15 protein-coding genes are annotated in these 20626 nt (G+C 72.6%); 13 read left to right on the top strand and 2 right to left on the bottom strand.

What is annotated here, in order from left to right; all coding sequences use genetic code 11:
• The first annotated feature begins 11 nt into the window (after positions 1–11).
• From AC1DW8_RS16895 to AC1DW8_RS16840, 12 genes are all read left to right on the top strand, one after another.
• Positions 12–1658: an AAA family ATPase gene (locus AC1DW8_RS16895; protein ID WP_478095257.1), complete on the top strand. Its 1647-nt coding sequence runs from the start codon at positions 12–14 to the stop codon at positions 1656–1658.
• Positions 1655–2992, top strand: a complete 1338-nt coding sequence (locus AC1DW8_RS16890) for a hypothetical protein (RefSeq protein WP_056773800.1) — start codon at positions 1655–1657, stop codon at positions 2990–2992. The genes AC1DW8_RS16895 and AC1DW8_RS16890 overlap by 4 nt, the downstream gene beginning before the upstream one ends.
• The gene (locus tag AC1DW8_RS16885; RefSeq protein ID WP_056773804.1) at positions 2989–3975 is read left to right on the top strand and encodes a glutamate ABC transporter substrate-binding protein; all 987 of its coding nucleotides are present in this window, start codon (positions 2989–2991) and stop codon (positions 3973–3975) included. The genes AC1DW8_RS16890 and AC1DW8_RS16885 overlap by 4 nt, the downstream gene beginning before the upstream one ends.
• Positions 3972–5210 (top strand): hypothetical protein, encoded by a 1239-nt coding sequence (locus tag AC1DW8_RS16880; RefSeq protein ID WP_235509565.1) that lies wholly within the window; start codon positions 3972–3974, stop codon positions 5208–5210. Before AC1DW8_RS16885 ends, AC1DW8_RS16880 begins: the two co-directional genes overlap by 4 nt.
• A complete protein-coding gene (locus AC1DW8_RS16875; RefSeq protein WP_056773810.1) occupies positions 5207–7615 on the top strand; it encodes a serine/threonine-protein kinase in 2409 nt (802 codons plus the stop codon). Before AC1DW8_RS16880 ends, AC1DW8_RS16875 begins: the two co-directional genes overlap by 4 nt.
• On the top strand, positions 7612–8922 hold the full coding sequence (locus tag AC1DW8_RS16870) for a protein phosphatase 2C domain-containing protein (protein WP_478095256.1): 1311 nt from the start codon (positions 7612–7614) through the stop codon (positions 8920–8922). Before AC1DW8_RS16875 ends, AC1DW8_RS16870 begins: the two co-directional genes overlap by 4 nt.
• Positions 8915–10213: a VWA domain-containing protein gene (locus AC1DW8_RS16865; RefSeq protein WP_478095255.1), complete on the top strand. Its 1299-nt coding sequence runs from the start codon at positions 8915–8917 to the stop codon at positions 10211–10213. Before AC1DW8_RS16870 ends, AC1DW8_RS16865 begins: the two co-directional genes overlap by 8 nt.
• Entirely contained in the window at positions 10210–11094 is an 885-nt protein-coding gene (locus AC1DW8_RS16860) for an FHA domain-containing protein (RefSeq protein WP_478095254.1), read from the top strand. Before AC1DW8_RS16865 ends, AC1DW8_RS16860 begins: the two co-directional genes overlap by 4 nt.
• 72 nt (positions 11095–11166) lie before the next feature.
• Complete coding sequence (locus AC1DW8_RS16855) at positions 11167–11730, top strand: AAA family ATPase (protein WP_082619591.1); 564 nt, start codon at positions 11167–11169, stop codon at positions 11728–11730.
• Entirely contained in the window at positions 11731–12162 is a 432-nt protein-coding gene (soxR, locus tag AC1DW8_RS16850; RefSeq protein ID WP_056773821.1) for a redox-sensitive transcriptional activator SoxR, read from the top strand.
• 182 nt (positions 12163–12344) lie between these two features.
• Positions 12345–14936, top strand: a complete 2592-nt coding sequence (locus AC1DW8_RS16845) for a hypothetical protein (RefSeq protein ID WP_478095253.1) — start codon at positions 12345–12347, stop codon at positions 14934–14936.
• Between the two features lie 135 nt (positions 14937–15071).
• Positions 15072–15749 carry a peptidoglycan recognition protein family protein gene (locus AC1DW8_RS16840; RefSeq protein ID WP_478095252.1) on the top strand — a complete coding sequence of 226 codons (678 nt, stop codon included), beginning with the start codon at positions 15072–15074 and terminating at the stop codon, positions 15747–15749.
• Positions 15750–15831: 82 nt separating this feature from the next.
• On the opposite strand, the gene AC1DW8_RS16835 is transcribed toward AC1DW8_RS16840, so the two are convergent.
• Positions 15832–16362, bottom strand: a complete 531-nt coding sequence (locus AC1DW8_RS16835) for an NlpC/P60 family protein (RefSeq protein ID WP_056773829.1) — start codon at positions 16360–16362, stop codon at positions 15832–15834.
• Between the two features lie 262 nt (positions 16363–16624).
• Entirely contained in the window at positions 16625–17170 is a 546-nt protein-coding gene (locus tag AC1DW8_RS16830; protein WP_082619592.1) for a murein hydrolase activator EnvC family protein, read from the bottom strand.
• A gap of 285 nt (positions 17171–17455) precedes the next feature.
• Between AC1DW8_RS16830 and AC1DW8_RS16825 the strand changes: the two genes are divergently transcribed.
• Positions 17456–20614, top strand: coding sequence for an AfsR/SARP family transcriptional regulator (locus AC1DW8_RS16825; RefSeq protein ID WP_478095251.1), 3159 nt, complete (start codon positions 17456–17458; stop codon positions 20612–20614).
• Positions 20615–20626: the final 12 nt, after the last annotated feature.

Genomic DNA, 20626 nt, shown 5'->3' with positions numbered 1-20626 from the left:
GAGTGCGGATCATGACCACTGACGAGTCACGCCTCGCCGAGAGCCTGGAGCAGCTGAGCGACGTCGCCGCAGAGGCAGGACTCGACCCCGCCGCCGCCCGCGACGAGGGGCTGCGGGTCGCGGCCGCGCTGGCCGAGGCCGTGCCCGGGGCGGCCCCAGCCTGGGCCGAGGTCGCGCACCCCGGCCTCACCGACGTCGCCCGCATCAACGAGGCGTTCTTCGACGCCGCCTCGTCCGGGCGTCGCTGGCGCGGCGCCCCGACCGACCTGCTCGACGCCCTCGTCGCCTCCCGGCACTCCCTCGCCGCCGAGTACGCCGAGGCGCTGACCGAGGTGGCCTCGTCCGCCGTCATGCTCGGCACGGCGCCGATCTGGGTCATCGCCAACGCGTCCGCCGCCTCGGGCGCCTACCTCGCCGCGGCGCGCCTCCCCTCGCACGGGCTGCCCGGCTTGCCCGGTGGCCCTCTCGGCGGCGTGCCCGGGATGGGCTTCGGCTCCCCCGACACGATGCGTCCGAACGTCCCCGGTCCGATCGACCCCCGCCTCCTCGAGCTGGTGCTGCCCGGCAGCCCTGGGGCGCAAGGCGACCCAAGCGGAGTCCCCGCCCCCGGCGCGACGGCCACGGCCGCCCCCGCCGATCCGCCGGCCGGACCCGAGCAGGCCGCCGAACCCGAGAAGTCGGTCGAGGAGCTCCTCGCCGAGCTCGACGCGATGATCGGGCTCGCCCGGGTCAAGAAGGAGATCCACCGCCAGGTCGCCCTGCTCAGTGTCGAGAAGATGCGCACCCACGCCGGCCTCAAGGCCCCGAAGATGAGCCGGCACCTCATCTTCGTCGGCAACCCCGGCACCGGGAAGACGACCGTGGCACGGCTCGTCGGTGGCATCTACAAGGCGCTCGGCCTGCTCCCCACCGGCCAGCTCGTCGAGGTCGACCGCAGCGAGCTCGTCGCCGGCTACGTCGGGCAGACCGCGTTGAAGACCGCGGAGGTCTGCGCCAAGGCCACCGGCGGCGTGCTCTTCATCGACGAGGCGTACGCCCTGACCGGCGACCAGTACGCCGAAGAGGCGGTCAACACCCTCGTCAAGGAGATGGAGGACCACCGCGAGGACCTCGTCGTCATCGTCGCCGGCTACCCCGACCCGATGGTCCGCTTCATCGCCCAGAACCCCGGTCTGGCCAGCCGGTTCACGACGACGATCGAGTTCGACGACTACTCCGACGACGAGCTGCTCGACATCCTCGACTCGATCGCCACGGGCTCCGACTACGAGCTGACCACCGAGGCCCACACCCGCGTGCGCCACATCCTGCAGGCCACGCCGCGCACCTCGGCCTTCGGCAACGGCCGCTTCTCGCGCAATCTCTTCGAGCAGGCCGTCGGCCGTCACGCATGGCGGCTCAAGGACGCGACGGAGCCGACGCGCGACGAGCTGCGTCTACTCACCGCAGACGACGTCACCGACCAGCCCGACGACGCACCCGCCGGCGCGCCAGCCGAGCCAGAGGGGGAGGCACCGGTTGCACCGGAGGCGACTCCGGAGGATCCGGCGGCGCTCAGGGCAGACCCTGATGGTCCGGCGGGCACCGATGAGGCAGTCTCGAACGAGCACGACGAGCAGGACGACACGAGCGCGACCGAGCACGAGGACACCGCATGAGCGCACCGACGACGAACATCCCCGTCGCCATCCCGGCGGGTGCGTCGTCCGGCGCGCCCGCGGGCCAGCATCCGCGCACCATCGCCGGCAGCCTGTCCGGCGGCGTCCCCGGCGCCCGGGGCCTCGCGAGCCGGCTGCTCCACGGCACCCCGGGCCGGATGCGCCTCTTCGGCCTCCTCGGCGTCCTCGCTGCGCTCCTGCTCGGCGCGATCAGCGTCAACGCGCTGCTCGCGTCGCAGTCCGCGGTCGAGCGTGCGGCCAACAACAGCGCCCAGGTGGTCCTCGCCCAGTCGATCCACGTCGACCTGCTGCGTGCCGACGCCGTCGCCACCAACGCCTTCCTCGTCGGCGGTCTCGAGTCACCCGAGTCACGCGCCAAGTACGAAGGCGCCATGGGGCGCGTCGCCGCGGGCATCGCCAAGGCAGCCGCCGCCCAGCCCGCCGACGGCAACGCTCTCGGGGTGCTGTCCCAGCGCGTGCAGACCTATGCCGCCCTCGTCGAGCAGGCTCGCTCCAACAACCGACTCGGTCTGCCCGTCGGCGCTCAGTACCTCACCCAGGCGAGCACCGGGCTCCGGGCCGATGCGATCCCCATCATCACGCAGGTGGTCGAGGCCAACGAGGAGCGGGCGACGATGGAGTTCGAGCGCAGCAACTCGAGCGTCCAGCTCCTCGTCGGCGTCGTCTCGCTCATCGGTCTCGTGGCCCTTGCCGTGTGGCTCGCCAGGCGCACGCGCCGTTACCTCAACCCGTCGCTGACCGGGGCGATCGCGCTGCTGCTCGTGGCCCTCTTCGTCACCGCCACCGTCATCACGGGCATCAGCACGGCGACCCGTGACGTGTCCGGCGGCGACTACGAGCGGGCCGTCGCCCTCGCGAACGTGACGACGGCGGCCAACGACGCCCGCGCCAACGAGAGCCTGACCCTCATCAAGCGCGGGTCCGGCGCGGCCAACGAGGCCGCGTGGAAGACCAACCGCACCGCCGTCGACGCCGGCCTCGCGAAGACCGATCATTCCGGCGAGCTGACGCGGTCGTGGCAGGCCTACGTCGACGCCCACGTCAAGGTGCGGACACTCGACAACGGCGGCCATTGGGACGATGCGGTCAAGCTCTCGACGAGCACGGCCGACGGCGGGGCCGCCAACACCTTCGACACCTTCGACGTCGCCGTGACGCAGGCGCGAGACAGCGCCGGCAAGGCCACGGTCACGACGCTCGAGGGGCTCGGCGGCAGCGCACCGCTCGTCGCCGTCGTCGTCGCCCTCGTGGCCCTCGTCGCGTCGTGGCTCATCGTCCGAGGAGTCGGCCAGCGGATCGAGGAGTACCGATGAGCACCATCAGCTCGACGCTGCGGCGCCGCCTCTCCACCCTCGTCGCCGTGGCCGGGCTGGGCGCCCTCGCCGGCTGCTCCGGTGTCACGTACGCCGAGACCCAGCTGCCGACGACCCCGGCACCGAAGCCGTCGAGCAGCGCGCCTGCCGTGGCCGCACCGACGTGCACCAACGCGACGCAGTCCTACGACCCGCTGCCGAGCCTGCCGACCCGTGCCGACATCAGCGACGGCACGATGCGCAAGATCCTCGACAAGGGCTTCATCACCGTCGGGGTCTCGGCCGACACATACCTCTTCGGCGCCCGCAACGCGTTCACCGGCGGCATCGAGGGCTTCGACATCGACATGGCCAGGGCCGTCGCCAAGGCGATCTTCGGCGACGCCTCGAAGGTCCAGCTTCGCGTCATCACGGCCGACGACCGCAAACCCCTGCTCAAGAACCGCGAGATCGACATGGTCGCACGCAACATGTCGATGACGTGCGATCGCTGGAACGACATCGGCTTCTCGGCCGAGTACTACCGGTCCGGCCAGAAAGTCCTCGTCAGCAAGGCCCTGCCCGGCGCCAAGGACCTCACGCTCGCCGACCTCAAGGGCAAGCGGGTGTGTGCCCCGAACGGCACGACCTCCCTGGCCAAGCTGCAGCAGGTCAAGGGGCCGGTCGTCGTGACGGCCGGCACCCACACCGGCTGCCTCGTGCTGCTCCAGCAAGGCAAGGCGGACGCCATCACCGGTGACGACACCGTGCTCGCCGGCCTCGCCGCGCAGGACCCCAACACCGTCATCACGAGCGCCAAGGCGATCACCGTCGAGCCCTACGGCCTCGGCGTCAACAAGGCCGACGTCTACCTCGCGCGCTACCTCAACCGGGTCATCGCCGACCTCGAGGCCGACGGCGAGTGGAAGACGATCTACAACCGCTGGCTCGCAGCGCCGCTCGGGCCCGCGCCCGCACCCCCGACCCCGGTCTACGGACGATGAGCGCAGTGCCGCAGAGCCACCCCGACCCGGGCACCGTCGCACCGACGGCGCCCGGGCGGCTCGGCGTGCCCGTCCAGGCCGGGGAGGCCCAGACCTACCTCAACGCGTTGCGCGAGTGGGTCGCCCAGCGTCGCGCCGACCTCGGCGAGGTCGACCGCGCGGTCCTCAAGCTGTCTCAGGCCGAGCAGGTCGCGATCACCACCGACCTCACCGTGGCGCTGACCTTCTGGAAGGCCGTCAGCGACCGCCTCACCCTCCTCGAGACGACCTTCGACGGAGGCCGCGTCGGTCCCGTCGAGGCCGAGCGGCTCTCGACCCTCATCCACGGACGCCTCGACTCCAACACGACCGAGCACCTCTCGCTGCCGTCGAGCGGCTCGCTCGCGGTCAGCCTTCCGGAGGCGTGCCGGCTGCTCGACTCGCTGACCCGCACCCTCCAGGCACGAGCCTCCCTCGCCCCCGGGGCGGCCGAGGCGACGCAGCGGATCACCGTGGTGCGGGCCGGGATCGAGCGCACCCGCGACCAGATCCCGCTGGTCCCGGCCGGCACGCAGCGGGACGACGCCACCGAGAAGCTCGCGCGGCTCGACCGCCGGATGGACGACCTCGTGGAGCGCGCCCGTCGTGGCGCCGACGTCGGCGGCATCATCGGCCCCCTCGAGATCGACGTGGCCGTGCTCGAGCGCGACCTCATCGTCGCCGCGGCCGAGCGCGCCTCCGCCGCCCGCAGCCGGGTGCGCACCCAGCAGCAGGTCGAGGAGCTCGACGCGCGCGCCGCCGCCATCCGCGCCCTCGAACGCGCCTGCCTCGAGGCGATCACGCCGGCACCGCATCTCGCGATCCCCAACGTCCGCGCGCTGGGACCGGTGCCGCAAGCGGCAGCCGAGCTCACGGCGTACCGCGACAAGCTCGAGCGGGTCTCCCGGGCGCTCGACCTCGCCCACGAGACGTATGCCGCCGGGCTGGCCGAGCGCGACGAGGTCGTCGGCCTCGTGGGTGCCGTCGGTGCCATGGCCGCCGCGGCGACGCTGACTCCCGAGGCGGGAGCCGACGTGGCCGAGCTGCGCCGCCGCCTCGACGAGACGCTCGCCGCCCGCCCGCTGCCGATCTCCCGTGCCCGGGCCCTCGCCGCGGCCTTCTCGGCCTACGTCGACGCGGCCACCCGCCAGCAGCCCCGTGCCGGTCGCGCCGCCCCCCGTCCGTCCGCACCCCGACCCCAGAGGCCCCGCCCATGAACTGCACGCAGCCGGGCTGCACCGGAACGATCGTCGACGGCTACTGCGACGTGTGCGGCATGGCCGCCGGCTCCGCCCCCGCCGCCGCCCTCAGCGCACCTGCACCGGCTGCGGCCGCCGCCGGTCCGTCCATCCCCGAGGGTGGCGCCTGCCAGCAGCCCGGATGCGCGGGCACGATCGACGCGGGCTACTGCAACGTCTGCGGCACCCCGGCCGACCAGCTCGGTGTCGCCGGGTATGCCGCCCCCTCCGCGCCGTCCGCCGCTGCCGCCACGGCCGGCGCCGCCGCGGCGACAGGGGCCACCGGTGGTGTCGGCCCCGAGATCTCCACGCGCTCGGCTGCCTCGAGCAACCTCGCGTCGGCAGCGTTGGGCTCCAAGCGTGCCCGCGAGGCCGGGTCCATCGCCACGCGTCGCACGGGGGGCTCACAGCGCCTGCGCTCGGCCCGCCTCGGTGGCGGCATCACCTCGGTGCGCCCGGCACCCGAGATCGACGCCGAGAAGGCCCTGCTCACCAACCCGTCCGTGCCCGAGAACAAACGCTTCTGCCCGAAGTGCGGCGAGCCCGTCGGCCGCGGCCGCGACGGCAAGCCGGGCCGGACGACCGGCTTCTGCGCCAACTGCCGCCACCCGTTCTCCTTCGACCCCAAGCTCAAGGCAGGCGACCTCGTCGCGGGCCAGTACGAGGTCGCCGGGTGCTTGGCCCACGGTGGCCTCGGCTGGATCTACCTCGCGCGCGACAAGAACGTCTCGGATCGGTGGGTCGTGCTCAAGGGCCTGCTCAACTCGGCCGACCCCGACGCCCTCGCGGCGGCGATCGCCGAGCAGCGCTTCCTCGCGCAGGTGTCGCACCCGAGCATCGTCGAGATCTACAACTTCGTCACGCACGACGACGCCGGCTACATCGTCATGGAGTACGTCGGCGGCACCTCGCTCAAGTCGATCCTCAAGCAGCGCCTCCAGGCCGCCGGGAGGTACGACCCGCTGCCCGTCGACCAGGCCCTCGCCTACATCCTCGAGATCCTGCCGTCGTTCCAGTACCTCCACGACCTCGGGCTCGTCTACTGCGACTTCAAGCCCGACAACATCATCCAGGTCGGCGACGAGGTCAAGCTCATCGACCTCGGTGGCGTGCGCCGCGCCGACGACGACGACTCGGCGATCTTCGGCACGGTCGGCTACCAGGCCCCGGAGGTGGCCGAGCTGGGTGTCTCCGCCGCGTCCGACATCTACACGATCGGGCGCACGCTCGTCGTGCTGACGATGGAGTTCCGTGGCTACCAGACGACCTTCCTCAACACCCTTCCGGCCCAGGACACCGTGCCGGTCTTCCAGCGCTACGACTCGTTCTACCGGCTCGTCGCCAAGGCCTGCGCGCCCAACCGTGACGACCGGTTCGTCTCGGCCGACGAGCTGCGCTCCCAGATGGTCGGGGTTCTCCGTGAGGTCGTCGCCCTCGACCGGGGGTCGGGCGCCGCGGCGACCACCGTCAGCTCGCTGCTCTTCGACGTGCCGACGCCGGGCGTCGAGCCCGACGACTGGCGCAACCTCCCGGCCATGCGCCGCGACCCGCACGACCCGCAGACCGGCTGGCTGACCACGGTCTCCGGCTCACCGGAGGAGCGCCTCGCGACGCTCAAGCGGGCCGCCGTGCGCACGACGGAGGTGCTCCTCGAGCAGGCCCGCACCGCGCTCGACGCCGGCCAGCCCGACGTCGCCGAGTCGACGGCCGGCGAGCTGCTGAGCGCCGACCCCTGGGAGTGGCGGGCGGTGTGGATCCAGGGCCTGGCCGCGCTCGAGCGGGGCGACTCACGAGCCGCGCAGGCCGCGTTCAACGCCGTCTACGGCCAGGTGCCGGGGGAGCTCGCGCCCAAGCTTGCGCTCGCGCAGGCGTCGGAGCAGGCCGGTGACGACGCCGTCGCCGAGAACCTCTACGTCGCGTGCGCGCGCACCGACGCCACGTACGTCCCCATGTCGGCCTTCGGCCTCGCCCGCATCCGGGCCGCGCGGTCCGACGTCGAGGGGGCCGTGGCGGCATACCGGCTCGTCCCGGTCCAGTCGAGCGCCTACCGCACGGCACGGGCGGGCCTCGCCGAGCTGCTGACCAAGGCGAACCGGGGGCTGCCCGACCTCGCCGAGGCACTGCGCACGCTCGACGACACCTCGCTGTCGGCGCGGCGCCGGGCCGAGCTCACGACGCTGATCTACCGTGAAGCGCTCGTCACCGTGGAGAAGAGTGGCAACAAGGCCGATGTCCGCCTCGGTGAGCACAAGGGCACCCCCAACGGCCTGCGTCTCGGGCTCGAGGAGGCCCTGCGCGAGCTGGCCAAGCGCACCCCCGACCTGTCCGAGCGCGTCCCCCTCGTGGACGAGGCCAACGCCATCCGACCCTGGAGCCTCTGGTGACCGACATCCCGACCACGGGAGCAGCAGAGCCCGCTCCGCTGCCCGCTCCCTCGTCCGCGTCCTCGTCCTCGTCCTCGTCCTCGTCCTCTGCCATCGCCTCGCGGGACTGTCCCGCCTGCGGCACGGCCAACCAGGCCGACTCGACCTTCTGCGAGGCGTGCGGCGCCGACCTCGTCGTCGCGGCCCGCGCCTCGAACGGGGACCAGCCGCCGGCCGACGTCTCGGACGGCACCGTGCTCGCCTCGGCGACACCGCAGACCGCGCCCGCCGGCGAGGAGTCCCCGCTCGACGTCGGCTGGACGGGGGCCGTCCCGTCGGCAGCCGTCGCCCCCGTGGCGGACGACCTCACGTGCCACGCCTGCGGCGAGGGGCACATCGTCGACGGCTACTGCGACCACTGCGGCACCCCGCCGCCCAACCCGCGCGACCACCTCGTCGAGTCCCCGACGGCCTGGGTCGGCGGCGTCTGCGACATCGGCAGGCGCCATGCCCGCAACGAGGACGCCATGTCGCTCAGCGCCAGCGAGCCGGCAGGGTCTCGCGCGGTCCTCGTCGTCTGCGACGGCGTCTCGATGGCCACCGACTCGCACATCGCCTCGCTCGCGGCCGCGACGTCCGCCCGGGCGGTCCTCGACCAGCCCTTCCCCAAGGGCGTCGGCACCCCCGACGCCTGGGCGGCCGGCGCCGGGCGCGCGCTGACGAACGCCGTCACCCGCGCCAACGAGGCCGTCGCGGCCTCGGTCGTCGAGGACGTGCCCAACCCGCCGTCGTGCACCTTCGCGGCCGCGGTCGTCGAGGACGACGTCATCGTCGCGGGCAACGTGGGTGACAGCCGCGTCTACTGGCTGCCCGACGACACCGAAGAGCCCGCGCGCCAGCTCGGCCGCGACGACTCCTTCGCCCAGGAGCAGATGGCGGCGGGCGTCCCGAGGCTCGCGGCCGAGACCGGACCGCACGCGCACTCGATCACGCGCTGGCTCGGCAAGGACGCCCCCGACGACCTCACCCCGCACCTGACGACCCTGACGGCGACGTCCGGCTGGCTCATGGTCTGCTCAGACGGGCTGTGGAACTACTGCTCCGAGGCCGAGGCGCTGCGCACCCTGCTGACCGACGCCGCAGCCCGGCTCGACGACGCCACCCCCACGACGGTGGCCCAGGCCCTCGTCGACTTCGCCAACGAGCAGGGTGGACGCGACAACATCACGGTTGCCCTCGCCAGACTGGCTGGGCGAGGATCGAGCACGACGACGACCGAGGTGACCGCAGCGGCGGCGCCGGTGGAAGGGGACCCGACCGATGGCTGACTTCACGGCAGAGGTGTTCCAGAACGAGTTCCTGCCCGACGGGGGCACCGACGTGCACGCGATCGTCCGCGTGACCTCGACCGGCGCCTCGGCAGGTGCGTCGGCCGGTTCCTCGGCCGGGCTGGCCGACCCCGGCTCGGCGGCGGAGGTCATCCTCATCGACACCTCCGGCTCGATGGGCCGCCGCGGCGTCCAGGCTGCCGGCGAGGCCGCCAAGGCAGCCCTCGCCGAGATCGTCGACGGCACGCTCTTCTCGATCGTGTCCGGCAACGGCACGGCGCAGATCGTCTACCCCTACAGCCACCAGGGCGCGCTCGTGCCGATGTCGGCGCACACCCGCGGCGAGGCCAACCGGGCCATCGATGGCCTGCGCGCCAACGGCGGCACGGCGATGGGCACCTGGCTCACCCTCGCCCGGCAGATCTTCGAGACCGTGCCGCACGTGACCAAGCGCCACGCGATCCTGCTCACCGACGGCGTCAACGAGGGCGAGACGCCCCAGTCGCTGCAGGCCGCGGTCCGCAGCAGCGTCGGCGCCTTCCAGTGCGACTGCCGCGGCGTCGGCGACCAGTGGCGCGTCGACGAGGTGCGTGGCATCGCCTCGGCGCTGCTCGGCACCGTCGACCTCATCCCGGCGCCCGAGGAGATGGCCGCCGAGTTCGAGGCCATGATGCGTGCCTCGATGTCCCGGGGCGTCGCCAACTCCGAGCTGCGCGTCTGGGTGCCGCAGGGTGCCGAGCTGCTCTTCGTCAAGCAGGTGTCGCCGACGCTCGAGGACCTCACGTCGCGACGCACGGTCGTCAACCCACTCACCGGCGCCTACCCGACCGGGGCGTGGTCCGACGAGAGCCGCGACTACCACGTGGCCGTCCGCCTCCCGGCTCGGACGCTCGGCCAGGAGCAGCTCGCGGCCCGCGTGCAGTTCTCGCTCGGCGGCGACCCCGTCGCCCAGGCCCTCGTCAAGGCCAAGTGGAGCAACGACGACTCGCTGACGACCCGCATCGACCCCGCGGTCGCCGCCTACACCGGGCAGGCCGAGCTCGCCACCGTCATCCAGGAGGGACTCGCGGCCAAGGCCGCCGGCCAGGACGACGTCGCGACCTCGAAGCTCGGTCGGGCCGTCCAGCTCGCCGACCAGACCGGCAACGAGGAGATGACCTCGCGCCTGCGGAAGGTCGTCGAGATCGACGACGCCGACACCGGGACCGTCCGGCTCAAGAAGGGGGCCTCGAAGATCGACGAGATGTCGCTCGACACGGCGTCGACGAAGACGAGCAGGGTGCGCCGGTGAGCGCTGTCTGCCCCAACGGGCACACGTCCGAGGCCGAGGACTACTGCGACACCTGCGGCTCGCCCATCGACGCGAGCGCCCAGCCGGCGGCAGGCGGCGGTGTCGGGGCCGGTGCCACCGACCCGACGGGCGGCCCGTCCGAGGCGGCGAACGGCGCTGGGACGTCCGGCTCCTCGCTCGACCTCGACCCTCCGGCCCCGGCAGCCCCCGCGACCCCGGCTCCCGCCGACCCGGCTGCACCGGTGGGTCTCGTGTGCCCCAACTGCCAGACGGAGAACCCCGACGGCGCGCTCTTCTGCGAGGCCTGCGGCTACGACTTCACGACCGGCGCGATGCCGCGTGACCCGTCGGCCGGTCCGGGCGACCTCGCCGACACCGAGCCCGACGGTGAGGCCGTCGACCCCGCGGCTGCCGGCTCTGCCGGCGTCGCCGCGGCTGCCGCCCCCGGCGAGCAGGCGTCCACGTCCTTCGAGTGGCTGGCCGAGGTCTGGGTCGACCCGGACTGGTACCAGACCCAGGAGGCCGAGGACCCTTGTCCCTCGCCCGGCCTGCCGACGATCATGCCGCTGCGCCACCGCAGCGTCCTGCTCGGTCGCGTGTCCACGAGCAAGAACACCAACCCCGAGATCGACCTGTCGTCCGACCCGGGCGTCAGCCGTCGACACGCCCAGCTGACCACCGACGGCTCGCGCTGGTTCGTCGAGGACCTAGGCAGCTCCAACGGCACCTTCGTCGGCCCCGCGTCCGGACCGCTCCCCCAGCGCGCCATCGCGGTCGGCCCGAAGACCGAGCTCGGCGACGACGACCGCCTCTACGTCGGCGCGTGGACCCGCGTCGTCGTGCGTCGTGCCACGCCCGACGAGGTCGAGGCCTACGCCTGACGCCTGCCCGCTACTTGAACGTCACATGAACTCTGACGACTTTTCGCCCGGGGGCGCCTAGGGTGGTGCGATGTGAGCGACCGGGCCCTCCACACCGCCGTCGACATCCCGCAGGTCATCGTCGTCACCGGCGTCATGGCTGCGGGCAAGTCGACCGTCTCCCAGCTCCTCGCGGAGCGCTTCACGCGCGCGGTGCACCTGCGCGGTGACGAGTTCCGCCGCGTCGTCGTGCGCGGCCGCGTCGACATGTCGCCGCACGGCGACCCCGAGGCCGAACGACAGCTCGCGCTGCGCCACGCCATCGCGGCCCACTCCGCCAACGAGTACGCCGCGGCCGGCTTCACCGTCGTCGTCCAGGACCTCTTCGTCGGCACGACCCTCCAGCCCTTCCTCGACCGGCTCACGGCGCGACCGCTCAGCCTCGTCATGCTCGCGCCCGACGTCGGCACCGTGATGCAGCGCGAGTCCGAGCGCGTCAAGGTCGGCTACGGCGACCTCTGGTCGATCCGCGACTTCGACCACAAGGTGCGCACCGAGACGCCGCACATCGGCCTCTGGCTCGACAGCTCGCAGCAGACGCCGGACGAGACGGTCGAGGAGATCCTCGCCCGCCTGACCGAGGCGAGGATCGCCTAGGTGTCGGGCCTGACGATCGGTCAGGTCGCCGAGCGCACCGGTGCGGCCACCTCCGCGCTGCGCTACTGGGAGGACCTCGGGCTCATCGCCTCGGTGCGCACGACGGGCAACCAGCGGCGCTACGAGCGGGCCACGATCCGGCGGGTGTCGTTCATCCGGGCGGCCCAACGGGTCGGGCTGTCCCTCGAGGAGATCGGGGCAGCACTGTCCACCCTCCCGGACGCCCGCACCCCCACCGCGTCGGACTGGGCCCGCCTCTCGCGCGCCTGGCGCGGCCGGCTCGACGAGCAGATCCGCCGCATCGAGAAGCTACGCGACCAGCTCGACTCCTGCATCGGCTGCGGCTGCCTCAGCCTGCGCACCTGCGCGCTCAACAACCCGTCCGACGTGCTAGCGGACCACGGCCCCGGGGCCGTCCTCCTCGAGCCCTGAGCCCGTCGCCTGGTCGGACCGAGGGCGTATGCCATCCGCCTGGCGATGACGCCGGCGCCCCGCGGTTCGTCCGGCACGTGCCTCGAGCAGGTTTTGTCGTTCTTGTGCGCATGCTCCTCGTACGCGGGACCATCGAGAGGACACCACGATCGCCGGACGGGACCGAGCGAACAGGGGACACCGTGGAGACGCACATCGGCCGAGATCGTCGCACGCGCCGCGCGCTAGGCACTGCGACGCTGCTGCTCCTGCTGACGCTTGTGGGCGCGTCTGCGTCCAGCGCCCGAGCAGCCCCCCCGACGCCGAGCGACTGCGGTGCTGCCGCGGCACTCGTCAAACAGGGACTACCGCAACGAGCCCTCGAGCTCGCGGTCGGGTGCGTCAAGGAGGCGGCCCTGGCCCGCACCGAGACACAGACCGCCGTGTCACTCGCGACCAAGGCCGAGGAGGAGCTCCTCGCCGGCAAGGTCGACTCGGCGGGCGACTACGCGACCGCCGCACTCGCGCACGACAAGGAGAACGCGGAAGCGGCAGCCGTGCTCACCGATGTCGCTGCCGCAGAGCCGACGGTCGCCCGGCTCCAGCATGAGTGGAACGCGTTCGTCGACGAGCAGCTGTCGCCCCTCGGTGGGCTGCTGCTCGTCGTGCTCACCGTTCCGCTGCTGCTCCTCGTCGTGGCAAGACTGACAGCCCTCGCCGTCCGGGAGTGGCCCGATGCTGACGACCTCCCGAACGACCGTCTCCGCGGCGCCGTCCTTCGCGCCGGATTGGCGCTCATGCTGGCCGCCGCGGTGCTCGCCTCGCTCGCCGTTGCAGACGCGGCCACGCCGCCGACGTCGAGGCTCATGACCTGGACGGTGTTCGGCACCACGATGATCGGGTCGGTCGCCGCCGTGCTGGCGGCCCGACGAGCCGACCAGCGCAAGCTCGACGGCTCCAGCGCGCTTCTGCTGCTCGCGACGCTCACCGGGGGCCTGGCGCTCGTCGGGCTGGCGGTGCGTCTGCTGTGGGGAGACAACCAGCCACCCGCGGTCGAGCTCGCCTCGGTGATCGGTCTCGCCGCGCTGGCCGCAACCCTGTCGGTCTGGTTCACCTCCTGGTGGCTGGCCACCCGGATCCGCCTCAACGTCACCGGTCCCAAGGACGCGGCGGAGATCGGGACGGTCGTCGCCCTGCTCAGCGAGCTCGGCGCGGAGGCGCCGAAGGGACTGGAGGTGCCGCGGGGCGCTGACGTGACGGCTCTCGACGGTGCCTTCTCGACCTTGCCCGACAACCCCGTTCTCAAGGTGCTCAAGGACCTCGTGCGCAGCCTCTCCGGAGTGACGCCGTGGACCGCGACGATCGAGGGCGACTCAAGCGCTCGCGTCGTCACCGTGGTCCGCAACGGTCGCTCAGCGGGCTCGGCGATCATCGATCCGATGGTCCTGGGTCTCGTCGCCGAGTCCCCACCGACCCCTGCCGCAGCGTCGTCAGAGGCGGCATCCGGGGACTCGGACGCGACGCCCGACGGCACCCCGGACGACCCCACCCTGCGGATGGCGGCCGCGTTCGTCCTCGTCACGATGGCCTCCAGCCATCGATCGATCAGGCGCGGCCTGGCGGGGACCTCGTCGTGGAAGAGCCTTGGCTACCACTACATCGGCACCACGCTGCCGCAGACCGGTCGTGACGTCTCACGCTCCGGCGAGCTGCTCGGCCGGGCCCTTTCGGACGACCCGGGCAACCTCGCCGCCGCGCTGGCCTTCCGTCACACCCAGCAGCGGGGCACGGACGACCTGTCGACGTTGCGCGACTACGAGAGCTTCCTCGTCCACTACCGCCGGCGGCTCGTCGGTCTCGAGGGCGAGCTCGACGTCGATGCGCTCGCGCTCCGCGCCGAGTACACGCGCGCGCTCACGCTCGTCAACGCGGCATACGCCCAGCACAACCTCGAGGTGACGGTCCTGCCGTCGCAGGACGACTACCGAGTCACGGCCAAGACGGCGCTCGAGGAGTTCTCGGTCACGGTGGAGCCCGACCCGGCCGACACCGACGGCATCAGCGCGTTCAAGGCCCAGTACCGTGACGACATCAAGGGCTCCCTGAGGCTCATGGGACTGCCGAGGTCCACCGCGGACGCGGAGGGGCCCACGGGGATCTACGGCATCTACAACGAGGCCTGCACGTTCGCGTCCCGCAACGACCTCATGTGGTCAGGCGCACCCGGTCTGGGGTACGACGTCGATGACCTACAGGCCGTGAGGCTGCTGCAGCACGTCGCGTTCGCCGGCAAGCTGAAGGACTGGGCGGAGCATGACCCCCAGCTCACCGCCTTCAAGCTGCGCCCGGCGTACCGGACCGCCTTCCTCAGCCCCCCGCGAACGAACTGGTTCGAGCTGACCACGGTCGAGCCCTTGGCCGACCGCCTCAAGGCCATGGGTTACGGCACGCCCCGGGTCGTCGCCCGCGCCACGGTCGGCAAGCTCTGCGTCGACACCTACGCCCCGCTGGCTGCATGCGCGGCAGTACGCGAGCTCGCCTGTCTCCACGAGGGACTCACGCAACGGTCGGTGGCGCTGAGCACGTGGTCGATCGAGATCCTCGACGACCTCGACCGTCGAGGGATGGCCCGTCTCGCCCTCCTCGCGTCCCTGACGAAGACCGAACGTGCTGCTCTTGCCACCGATGTGGCAAAGAAGGTCGTCCGCGCATGCAGGCCAGCCGCTGACACCGATGCCACCGCTGAGACCGGGCTGGCCAAGCACGTGCGGGCCTGGTTGCGCCGTCCGTACTGACACGGCCGGTGCGGCCACCGGAGACACCTGAACGCCATGGGCCGACGTCCCGAGCGGGTTAGCCCGTTGTTACTGGGAGTTGGGATCGTCGGGTCGTGACCGGACCGCCCGGTCCGCACCCGAACGGAGACCTCCATGCGCACGCTGCCGCTCGGTGGGTCCGGGGCCGCGAGCGACGACGCTGCCGGCACCGGGCCCACCCCCTCGCCAACGGAGCCGGAAGCCGGCCCGGCCCGGCACGAGACCGGAGCTCTGACGTGGTTGGCGAAGGCTCTGCGCGACGCAGGCCTCGTCGTGCACGAGTCCTCGGGCTGGACGACGCGCACGCGTCCGGGCGACTTCGCTCCCCGCGGAGTGCTGCTGCACCACACCGCGGCCTTCGCCACGACGTCCGACCCGCACCCGTCGCTCGACGGCCTCGTCGACGGACGCTCCGGCCACGTCGGGCCGCTGTGCCACGTCCTCGTCGACCGGAACGGCGAGGCCTGGGTCGTCGCCGCCGGACGCGCGAGCCACGCCGGCCGGGCCGACGCGAGCGGCCCGCTGCCCGAGGGAGACGGCGACGCGGTCTACGTCGGCATCGAGGTCGAGTACGCAGCGACCGACCACGAGCCCACGCAGTACGCGACGAATCTGCAGAAGTCGAACGCGATCGTCGCCGCAGCGGCGATCGTCGCTCGCCTGGGTCGAGACCAGCACCACGTGCGTGCCCACCGCGAGACAAGCCCGACCGGCGCCATCGACCCCTACAACTGGGACATGGTCTCGATCCGGGACTCGGTGCGCCAGGCCCTCGAGCGCACCGGACGCTAGTCCTCGCGGGTCGCACGCACGACAGGACGCAGCGCCCGCCCCTCCTCGGGGCGGGCGCTGTCCTGTCAGCCGGCGACCGGCGTCAGTCGCGGATGTTGTTCGCGCGGCGGGCGAGGTAGCCGGCGTAGGTGCTGAGGTTGGCGATGCGGTGGTTCATGTCGCTCGTGGAGTTGGACTCCTCGTAGAGCCAGAACTGGGTGTGGTCGGCGTTGGCCCACTTCTGGAAGAGGACCGTGTGGTTGCCCGGGTCGACGAGGAAGTCGCCGGCCTTGAGGTTGGCCCGCGAGATGCCGAAGCTGTAGGTCGACGTCGCCAGGGCCGAGGTGTTCGGGGCGCTGAGCCCGGTGGGGCCGAGCTTGAGGGCCATCGAGACGAAGCCCGAGCAGTCACGCCGCCAGCTGTAGACGCCGTCGGGCCCCGTGGCCGTGCCGGTCTGGCTGTACTGGACGTTGCGGTCCATCCAGTTCTGGGCCCGGGCGATGACGTCGGCCCGGCTGATGGGGTCGTTGGGGGCCGCGCTGGCCGGCGCGGCGGGTGCCGCGGTGACGGCAGCGGCGATCATCGTCGTGGCCAGGGCCGATCGGAGCATGGTGCGGCGGGACATCGTCGGCATTTCTTCGTCTCCTTATCCGGTGCCGTCGCGAGTCCTTCTCACGATGCGGCTTCAGGTTTCTGATGATGCACAAAATGCCATTCCCGACTAACAATCCGGTAATAGCCGAAATCCCGTCGAGAACGGTCGCGAACGAGCTGGAGAAAGACCTCCACGAAACGTCGTATGCCGCCGGGCGGGGCTCGCCGTGCACGAGCCCACCCAGCGGCATACGCCGTCGGACGCGTCTCCCGCGAGACCCCTGAGCCAGCGGGAGCACCGTTCAGCAGTTGGTGCGGGTGAAGTAGTCGGTCGTGTAGTAGGCCACCCACGTGCTCGTGCCGAACTTGATGCTGACCGGGCTGCCGTCGGCGCGCTGCTCGTAGTGCAGGTGGGACGTGGCCTGGCCACCGGACTTGCCGACGGTGCCGATCGTCGTCGTGTCGGCGACGTTCTGTCCGACGCTGACGTTGATCGAGTTGAGGTGGGCGTAGAGCGTGCTCCAGCCGTTGCCGTGGTCGATGATGATGCGGTTGCCGTAGCCGCTGCCCACGTTTCCGGCCGCGGAGACCCGGCCGCCGGCGCTCGCCTTGACGGCCTTGCCGAGGTCGAAGTCGCCGGACCCCTGGTTGAAGTCGATGGCGCGGTCGGGGTTGTGGCCCTGCCACGTCTGGCCGCGCCACTCCTGCTGGCACGTGAAGGGCACCTTGAGCAGCGGGCGCGTGCCTGCAGCGTCGGCGTTGACGGCGTTGACTGCCGTGCCGGCTCCGACGGCGGCGAGCGTGGCGACGGCGACGGCGGTGCGCTTCATTCGCGTGGACATGTTCATGACATTGACTCCTTCATTTCCTGGCGGTCCCCGGGGGCTGGTTCCGCGACGACTCGACCGGGCGGACGAGAAAGGTGCGGGGGCGTGGGGCGACGGGTTTCGCCCCACCGCCAGACGCGCTCGGGGATGACCGCGCCGTGGCTTGGGATGAATGTCCACGGGGGCGCTAACAATTCGTTAACCCCCTTTTCCGGCACGGTGTCGTGAGGTGAATTCTCGGGGCCTTTCCCGAAGACGACGCCCTCGTGGTGGGCGGCCACGGCCGAGGTCGGGTTCAATGGCCCTGTGCAGTTCCGGGTGCTCGGGCCGGTGGAGGCCCTCGACGACGACGGCGCCCCCATTCGGCTGGGCAGCGGCCGCGAGCGGCTCGTCCTCGCCCTCCTGCTCGTCGGCGCCGACCGGCTCGTGCCCACGGAGCAGCTCATCGACTCCCTGTGGAACGAGCCACCGCCGACGGCCCGCCAGCAGCTGCAGAACCTCATCGCGGGCTTGCGGCGCAGGCTGGCAGCCCACGACCCGGCCCTCGTGACGACCCGGCCCTTCGGCTACGAGCTGCGGATGACGCGGCACGGGCTCGACCTCGCCGACTTCCGCAGCCTCTTCATGCAGGCCCGGGCCCAGCGCGCCGCCGGCGACGAGGACTCGGCCCACACCATCGCCCGCGCCGTCGAGCTCTGGCGGGGCGCGCCGCTCAGCGACGCCGTCCCGGCGAGCTCGGACACCGGCACCGAGGCACTGATCCAGGGGCTGTCCGAGGAGCGGATCGCCGCCGTCGAGCTGCTCCTCGAGTCCCTCGCCGCCGGTGGACGCCACGAGGAGGTCCTCAGCGCAGCCTCGCAGCACCTGCAGGCCGACCCGTGGAACGAGCGGCTGCACGAGCATCGCATCCGGGCGCTCGCGGCCACCGGGCGCCGGCAGGAGGCCAGCGACACCTACCGCCAGGTCCGTCGCCAGTTCCTCGACGAGCTCGGGGTCGAGCCGGGCCGTGCCCTGCGCGAGCTCAACACCCAGATCCTCGGCGGCGCTCCACTGGCGCCCACCCGGCCGCGGCCACGGACCGTGCCGCGCGAGCTGCCGGCGATGACCTGGACCCTCGTCGGACGCGAGCCCATCCTCGGCTCGGTCCTGGCGCAGCTCACCCGGCGTCGCGGGGACGCCCCGGCGTCAGCCCCGCCCGCGATCGTCGTCCTCGCCGGCGTCGGCGGGGTGGGCAAGACGGCCCTCGCCGTGGCCGCCGCCCACCAGCTCGCCGACGCGTTCCCCGACGGGACCCTGCACGCCTCGCTCGGGGCCGGCCCATCGGGCGTCGCCGACGGCCACGAGGTCCTCGGCCGTTTCCTCCGGGCCCTCGGCGTGGAGCACGCGTCGATCCCGGCCGACCCGGACGAGCGGGTCGCGCTCTACCGCAGCACGGTCGACCGCAAGCGCGTGCTCGTCGTGCTCGACGACGCCTCGAGCGAGGCCCAGGTGCGCCGGCTCCTTCCGACGTCCGCCGGGTCGGCAGCCCTCGTCACCTCGCGCAGCAAGCTGGCCGGACTGCCGGGTGTGCACCGGCACACGATCACCCCGCTGCTGCCCGAGGACGCGACGTCGATGCTCGCCGAGCTGTCGGGGGCGCAGGACGTCGACGGTGCCGGGGTCCTCGTCCAGATCGGCACGTTGTGCGGGCACCTGCCGCTCGCCCTCTGCGTCGCGGCCGCGAAGCTCGCGACCAACGAGCACCTCCGGCTGGAGGACCTCCGGGACCGGCTCAGCGACGAGCACGCCCGGCTCGACGAGCTGTCGGTCGGCGACATCGACGTCCGGGCGAGCATCACGACGTCGGTGACGGACCTGTCACCCGCCGCCGGTGTCCTCTTCCGTCGCCTCGCACTGGCCCCCTCTGGCGACTGGCCCGGGTGGGTGGCCGCCCTGCTCCTCGAACGCGGCTCGGCCCCGTCCGGCTCAAGGGTCAGCGGAAGCGTCGGCGGCAGGCCTAGCGCCCCGGACGGTGTCCACGGTGCTGGCCGGGGTGGTCGCGGGGCACGCGCCGGTGGGGCTGCCCGAGCGCTCGACGAGCTCATCGACTGCCACCTCGTCGAGCCGACCGGGCGGGACACGGCGGGGCAGCCGCGCTTCCGCGTGCACAGCCTCGTCGCAGAGCTCGCCGCAGAGGCCCTGGCCGACACCGAGCCGGTCTCGGACTCGGACGCGCTCGCCATCGAGCTGGCCCGGCAGTGGCTCGCCCTCACCGACGTCGCCGACGCCCGGCTGGACCCCGGCGGAGTCCGGGATTCCGACGACCCGGCGGGTCCGACGACCGACGCCGCGGTGCGCGCCGCGTCGGAGTCGCCCGCCGACTGGTTCGAGTCCGAGCGGCTCAACCTCGTAGGCGCCGTCCACGCGGCCGTCGCCCGCGACGACCGCGAGCTCGCGGCACGCATCGCGCTGGCCATCCGCACGTTCCTCACGATCCGGGCCTACGACGACGAGCGCGAGCGGGTGCTGCGCATCGCGCTCGACGACTATCCGGAGGAGGCCGACCAGCGTCTCTCGGCGCAGCTGCTCGCCGCCCTCTTCGGCGTCCTCGCCCAGGAGCACCGCCACGACGAGCTGCCCGATGTCGCGAGACGCTTCCTCGACGCGGCTCGGCGCGTCGGCGACGGACCCCTCGAGCAGCGCGCGCTGTCCCAGCTTGGGTGGGCGGCCATGGTGCGACGGGACTTCGCGGCCTCGCTGGGCTGGTACGAGCAGGCAGCCGAGCTGGCCGTCGCTCGCGATGACCGCGCGGCGCGCACCACCGCCGATGCCCACCGCGGCGTGCTCCTGCGCAACATGGGGCTACCCGCCGAGGGTGACCCGCTCCTGGCCGCGATGGTGGCCGAGTCGCGCGAGCTGGGCTCCCGCCGCTCGACCTGCATCTGGCTCGTCACCCGCGCCGAGGGACTCGTCGACCTCGACCTCTTCGACGAGGCCCAGGCCCTGCTCGACGAGGCCCTCGCGCTGGCCCGCGAGGTGCGCGACGACCTGGGCGAGGCACACTGCCATCTGGCTCTCGCGCGGGTGCACCTCGGTCGTGGAGCGCTCGTCGACGCCACCACGGAGTACGAGTCGGCGCGGCCGCGACTCGACGCCCACGCCCGGTCGGGTGAGGACCTCGACGTCCTGCGCCTGAGGGTCGACCTCGACACCGCGGCGGGACGGTGGCACGACGCCCGCCCTCGGGTGGAGCGACTGGTGGCCGCGCGGCGGGCGGCGGGCGACCCGCTCGAGCTGGCCTGCGACCTGGCTCGCGAGGCCCGGTGCGCCGCGCACCTCGATGCCGCCGAGCCGGCCGACGGAGACCCGGCGAGCGGTGACGACCCCACCCGGACCGAGTGCCGGGCCATCCTCGAGCGGCTCGACCTGGAGCCCGGTGCGCTGCGCCTGCCGGCCCATCTCCGGCACAGACGCCGCCGTTGTTAGCCGTTTGTTGGC

The organism is Terrabacter sp. P2_E3, from assembly GCF_056403915.1.
Note: the sequence above shows the minus strand (reverse complement) of the source record. Positions and strands in the feature narration are given on the sequence as shown.